Annotated in this window: 9 protein-coding genes; 4 read left to right on the forward strand and 5 right to left on the reverse strand. The window is 62.0% G+C overall.

Annotated features, from left to right (window positions below; all coding sequences use genetic code 11):
- The first annotated feature begins 47 nt into the window (after nt 1–47).
- Nucleotides 48–323, forward strand: coding sequence for a hypothetical protein (locus tag ACE3UY_RS07460; protein ID WP_374686912.1), 276 nt, complete (start codon nt 48–50; stop codon nt 321–323).
- Nucleotides 324–471: 148 nt separating this feature from the next.
- Nucleotides 472–819 (forward strand): DUF4260 domain-containing protein, encoded by a 348-nt coding sequence (locus ACE3UY_RS07465; protein ID WP_374686913.1) that lies wholly within the window; start codon nt 472–474, stop codon nt 817–819.
- Between the two features lie 44 nt (nt 820–863).
- Here ACE3UY_RS07465 and ACE3UY_RS07470 read toward each other — a convergent pair whose 3' ends face one another.
- Nucleotides 864–1,130, reverse strand: coding sequence for a type II toxin-antitoxin system RelE/ParE family toxin (locus tag ACE3UY_RS07470; protein ID WP_374686914.1), 267 nt, complete (start codon nt 1,128–1,130; stop codon nt 864–866).
- Nucleotides 1,127–1,342 (reverse strand): hypothetical protein, encoded by a 216-nt coding sequence (locus ACE3UY_RS07475; protein WP_374686915.1) that lies wholly within the window; start codon nt 1,340–1,342, stop codon nt 1,127–1,129. Before ACE3UY_RS07475 ends, ACE3UY_RS07470 begins: the two co-directional genes overlap by 4 nt.
- Before the next feature lie 154 nt (nt 1,343–1,496).
- Here ACE3UY_RS07475 and surE point away from each other — a divergent pair, with 154 nt between their 5' ends.
- Nucleotides 1,497–2,264: a 5'/3'-nucleotidase SurE gene (gene surE / locus ACE3UY_RS07480; RefSeq protein WP_374686916.1), complete on the forward strand. Its 768-nt coding sequence runs from the start codon at nt 1,497–1,499 to the stop codon at nt 2,262–2,264.
- 33 nt (nt 2,265–2,297) lie between these two features.
- On the opposite strand, the gene ACE3UY_RS07485 is transcribed toward surE, so the two are convergent.
- From ACE3UY_RS07485 to ACE3UY_RS07495, 3 genes are all read right to left on the reverse strand, one after another.
- Nucleotides 2,298–2,714, reverse strand: a complete 417-nt coding sequence (locus ACE3UY_RS07485; RefSeq protein ID WP_374686917.1) for a PIN domain-containing protein — start codon at nt 2,712–2,714, stop codon at nt 2,298–2,300.
- Nucleotides 2,692–2,955, reverse strand: a complete 264-nt coding sequence (locus tag ACE3UY_RS07490) for an AbrB/MazE/SpoVT family DNA-binding domain-containing protein (protein ID WP_374686918.1) — start codon at nt 2,953–2,955, stop codon at nt 2,692–2,694. The genes ACE3UY_RS07485 and ACE3UY_RS07490 overlap by 23 nt, the downstream gene beginning before the upstream one ends.
- Nucleotides 2,956–3,040: 85 nt before the next feature.
- Nucleotides 3,041–4,438, reverse strand: a complete 1,398-nt coding sequence (locus ACE3UY_RS07495; RefSeq protein ID WP_374686919.1) for an MFS transporter — start codon at nt 4,436–4,438, stop codon at nt 3,041–3,043.
- A gap of 312 nt (nt 4,439–4,750) precedes the next feature.
- On the opposite strand from ACE3UY_RS07495, the gene ACE3UY_RS07500 reads away from it, so the two are divergent.
- Nucleotides 4,751–4,982 (forward strand): FAD-dependent oxidoreductase (locus tag ACE3UY_RS07500; RefSeq protein ID WP_374686920.1); only part of this gene is annotated, 232 nt, incomplete at its 3' end.

Below are 4,982 nucleotides of genomic sequence, written 5' to 3' on the forward strand. Positions count from 1 at the left end.
AACCCGGTTTCTATCGTCATTGAGAGTAGTTCAGGAGAGGAGTCCCTATGTGCTGCATCATTTCGCTGCTGGTGTTCATCGGCCCGCGCGTGGCGGCCATTGCCTGGTATCTGACCGACAGGCTTCGCTGGAACGCGACGTTCGACAACATCCTTTGGCCCATTCTGGGCGTCATCTTCCTGCCCTGGACGCTGCTGGCCTACGTGCTCATGTCGGGTGACGGCGCGGTGGCCGGGTTGTGGGACTGGATCGTCGTTGGCCTGGGGGTGCTCATCGACATCGGCGCGTTCGGCGGCGGCTATCAGAGTCGCAACCGGCGGTAAGAGATCGATCCGCAGATTTGTCCGAGACACAGAGTCCGCATCCTCAGATGCGGGCGGTGCGATATGGGACGCGCATCTGAGGATGCGCACTCTGTCTGCTGAGAACGGGACGCGCATCTGAGGATGCGCACTCTGTATTGCGATGAGCATGCCGCGGACATTGTTACACGTGGAAGGCGGCGCGTTGCTGCTGGCCGCGACGGCCGCCTACTTCCGCCTGGGCCATCCCTGGTGGCTCTATCTGCTGCTGCTCATCGCCCCCGATCTGAGCCTGCTGGGTTACGCCGCCGGGCCGCGCGTGGGGGCGGTGGCCTATAACCTGGTGCACACGATGGTCGCGCCGATTATCGTGCTGGTGGCGGGCTGGTGGGTGGGGTCGGCCGGGGCGGTGGCCGTGTGCCTCGTCTGGCTGGCTCACCTGGGGATGGATCGGATGCTGGGATTGGGGTTGAAATATCCGGATGCGGGCAAGAGCACGCACTTTGATCGCCTATGAATCTCAGAGTCCGCATCTGAGGATGCGGACTCTGAGTTAACGTGCTATGGAAAGTAGCGGTATATCTCCTTACGGTGAAGGCAGCGAACAAAGACAACGCGATCGCCATCAAGGAGAATGCCCAGTCGGTAGTCGCCTGACCGGATGCGAAAGTACTCACCTTCACCTTGCAGCTTCTTAACTCCGGCGACCGCGACGAGCGAATCGGCTTTTTCGACAGCTACAATGATGCTTTGAATCTGCCGGCGGACTTGAGCGTCTTTCAATTTACGAAGGTCGCGTGCAAAACTCTGGCGAAATTCAACGTTCAATCAAGTCCTTCCAAGATCGCCATGATTTCGTCGCGATTTGCTGTACCACTACGTTCGCCCTCTTTGATTGCCTCCATCAAGCCGACATCCTCCAAGGCTTCCAGTACGATCTCCTGAAACATATCGCGCCGGGTTTCTATCAATTCAAGTAATACTTCCTTGAGCAGGTCACGAATCTGTTTCTCTTCAATTGCGACAGTCAATTGGGTCATATCATTTATCATCTCGAGTTTGCTCTATCTGTCTAGCTGTTAATTCTGTTGGATTGTAACACAAAGTAAATGGGCACAGCCTTTAGCATTCTAGACTGCACCCTACGCGCTTGAAATCTGCCAAATTTGCCGAATTTGCGGATAATCCCTCTTCATGCACATCCTTGTTACCAACGACGACGGCGTCCACGCCCCGGGGCTGAGCGCCCTGGTGGACGCCATGAAACCCCTGGGCGACGTGACCATCCTGGCTCCCGATCACAACTGGTCGGGCGGCGGCCACGTCAAGACGCTCCACCGGCCGCTGCGCGTGCACGAGACCACGCTGGCCGACGGCACGCCCGCGCTGAGCAGCGACGGCGCGCCCTCCGACTGCGTGGCCCTGGCCTTGCTCGGCCGGGTAACGGAGAAGATCGACCTGGTCGTATCCGGCATCAACACCTTTGGCAACCTGGGCCACGACGTGACCTACTCCGGCACGGTGACGGCGGCCATGGAGGCGGTCATCGCCGGCGTGCCCGGCTTCGCCTTCTCGCTGGCCGCCGACGACATGACGCGCGAGCGGGACTACCGGGCGGCGGCCGGCTACGCCGGGCGCATCGTCCGCGCCGCCATCGCCCACGGTCTGACCAAAGACCTGCTGCTCAACGTCAACGTGCCCTGCCTGCCGGCCGAGCAGATCAAGGGCTTGCGGGTCACGCGGCAGGGGTTGCGCGTCTACCGCGACCGGCTGGACGCCCGCGTAGACCCGCGCGGCCAGCCCTACTACTGGATCGGCGGCGACTACCCGACCGGCGTGCCCGACGAAGGGACGGACTTCGCCGCCCTGCGTGACGGCTACGTCAGCGTCACGCCGTTGCAGCTAGACTTGACGTGCTATGAGTTGTTGCGGCGAATGGGGGAGTGGGAGTTCGGTTCGTAGTCAGGCCATTCATTACCTGACTACGAACCGGGGCTAACGCTTAGGTTGTGGCAGCCACTCGATCTTCAGCTTGCCTTCCAAGCCGCGAAATTCGGGAGCGCCAGTCACGACGACTGCGTCCAACTCCTCAGCCGCGGCCGCGGCAAAGGCATCCGCATAGGAGATGCGGTAGATGGCCTTTAAACGCGACGCGGCCAGAACTCGATCGCGCGTGACCGCCAGATAGGCAAGCGGTGAGGCGTCCAGGGTGCTCAGGGCGATGTTGGCCTCAGCCTCGCCATGTTGCCGCGCAATGCGATAGAGAACCTCGCCCAGATTGATCAGGCTGATGCTTAACTCGATTTCGGCCGAGGCGGCTGCTTCGAATAAGGCCCCAACCCGTGGCCCGCCCGGCTCTTGGTTGATGAAGGCCAGGACGGCGAAAGCATCAAGGACGTAACTGTTGTTCAAAATAGCGTTCGTCCTCTTCGACTTCGCGCCGGTGCTCTGCCACGAGTTCGGCGGTCATGGATGGGCCGCCGGCGAACATGCCGCTTAAGGCCGCTATGGGATCCTCCGGTATAGGAACCAGTGTCAAGACGCCCCCGTAGTCTACAAAACCAACCTTTGTCCCTGGCTTCAGATTGTACTTGTCGCGATACTCTTTGGGGATAACTACCCAGCCCTTCGCCGAAACGGTTGCTTGAGCCATAACACATCCTCCAGAGTAGCAATATATACTGAATTCGATCTAGTATACACGAATGCTGTGATGGTGGCAACATCTGTTGGGGTTATTACTCTAATAGCGCCTCGCGTTTACTGGCCTGCAACGCCGCCGCCTCCGCCCGCACCCGCGCCGCCCGCGCCCCGTGCAGCGTGTAACCGCCCAGCAGCACAAATGCCGCCACCAGCGCCAGCGCCGTGAAGCCGCCCGTCAGCAGCCGCAGGCCGAAGAGGGCCGTCGCCGGCTGCTCCGGATAGAGCACGCCCGCGCTTGGGTTGACGTAGCCGGTCAGGGTGAAGACCAGCGCGGTCAGCAACCCCTGGATGACGAAGGCGAAGCGGATGATCAGCCCGTTCATGCCGAAGAAGATGCCCTCGCGACGCGCCCCGGTCTGTATCTCGTCCTCGTCCGTGATGTCGGCCACCAGCGGGTTGGTCAGCATGAGCAGCCCGGCCAGACTGAGGCCGAAGATGGCCGTGCCGATCAGCCCGGCCTGGAAGGTGTGCGGGAAGAAGAAGTAGAGGGCCGTGGCCGCGCCGGTCAGGCAGGCGCAGCGCAGCGCCCGCCACGCCCCGAACCGCCGCGCCAGCGCCCACCACAGCCCCATGGCCGGCAGCGCCGCCAGGAAGGCCGCCGCCAGCAGGATGGAGTTCTGCAACTCCGCGTCCAGCGTCAGCCCCAGGAGCGTCGTCGGCCCCTGGATGCGCAGGACATATTTCGCGTAGAACGGAATGGCCGCCGACATCGCCAGAAAGACGTACTGGATCATCAGGTTCGCGCCCAGGAAGTAGAGGAAGTCGCGGTTGCGCAGCGCCAGCCGCATCGACTTCATGAACGGCGGCGACGGCTCGGCGGCGAACTCCGGCCGCTCCTTGCTGCCCAACAGGCCGAGGAAGACGGAGACGGCCGTCACGGCCGTCAGCAGCAAGGCCATGCTGCTCCGGTTGCTCCAATCCGCCCCGGCCAGCACCGGCGGCAGAGCCACGCCCACCAGCAGGCCGAAGATGGAGAAGATCTCCCGCCCGGCCGACAGCCCCGCCCGCTCGCTCTCGTTGCCGGCCATCTCTGGGAAGAGCGACGTCCAGTTCATGACCACGACCGTCCAGCATAGGTCGAAGAGCAGCACGATCACCAGGAAGTAGAACAGCAGGCTCAGCTCCGACCAGGCCACGCGCTCTCCAAAGGGGAACCACAGCAGGTAGAAGGTGATGACCAGCGGCACGAGGAAGCCGGCGATCCAGGGCACGCGCCGCCCCCAGCGGGTGCGCGTCCGGTCAGACCAGTAGCCGGACAGCGGGTCGTTGACCGCGTTCCAGACGCCGTAGAGCGCCCACACCAGCCCGATCCACGCCGCGCGCACGCCGAGGATGTCGATGTAGAGGAACTGGATGTAAGCGGAGAAAGCCTGGTAGGAAAGGGCGACGCCGAGGGAGCCGGCGGCGTAGAGAAAGCGATGAGAAGGACGCATAATCGGTTTCTGTCGTTCACTCAGCATGGGATGGACGGGAGTATAGTGTCGTCGCCAGAGGGCTGCAACCGACAACGGCCGCCGAGTTTTGGACGAATCGCGCCGCTTTGGCTAGACTGTTAAAGAGAAGAGGGATCATCCGCAGATTTCGCAGATTACGCAGATTTCTTAGATAGTTGGCGTGAAGACTGCGCGGTTTGTGGATTCTCCTTCTTGACCTGTCTCGATCACGCAGCGCCGCCGCTCTCCCAGGAGTAATCTGCGTAATCTGCGAAATCTGCGGATCATTCTTCTTCCCGGAGGCGATCTCTGATGGCTCACTATCCATACCTCATCATCGGCGGCGGCATGACCGGCGCGGCGGCGGCCAAGGGCATCCGCGACTACGACGCCGGCGGCCCCATCGCCCTCGTCTCGGCCGAGCCGGAGCCGCCCTACGACCGGCCGCCCCTGTCGAAGAAGCTGTGGGATGGTAAGAAGCGGATTGAAGAGATTTATGTCAAACTGCCCGGCAACGTGCAGCCGTACTTTGGCCGCCGTGTCA

The organism is Promineifilum sp. (SeqCode), from assembly GCF_041918635.1.
In the GTDB taxonomy this organism is placed as follows: Bacteria; Chloroflexota; Anaerolineae; order Promineifilales; family Promineifilaceae; genus Promineifilum.

Coding starts and splice junctions, on each gene's coding strand:
- ACE3UY_RS07475 (WP_374686915.1), bottom strand. CDS start 1,342: ATGACCCAATTGACTGTCGCAATTGAAGAGAAACAGATTCGTGACCTG.
- ACE3UY_RS07490 (WP_374686918.1), bottom strand. CDS start 2,955: ATGGCTCAAGCAACCGTTTCGGCGAAGGGCTGGGTAGTTATCCCCAAA.
- ACE3UY_RS07465 (WP_374686913.1), top strand. CDS start 472: ATGCCGCGGACATTGTTACACGTGGAAGGCGGCGCGTTGCTGCTGGCC.
- ACE3UY_RS07495 (WP_374686919.1), bottom strand. CDS start 4,438: ATGCGTCCTTCTCATCGCTTTCTCTACGCCGCCGGCTCCCTCGGCGTC.
- surE (WP_374686916.1), top strand. CDS start 1,497: ATGCACATCCTTGTTACCAACGACGACGGCGTCCACGCCCCGGGGCTG.
- ACE3UY_RS07460 (WP_374686912.1), top strand. CDS start 48: ATGTGCTGCATCATTTCGCTGCTGGTGTTCATCGGCCCGCGCGTGGCG.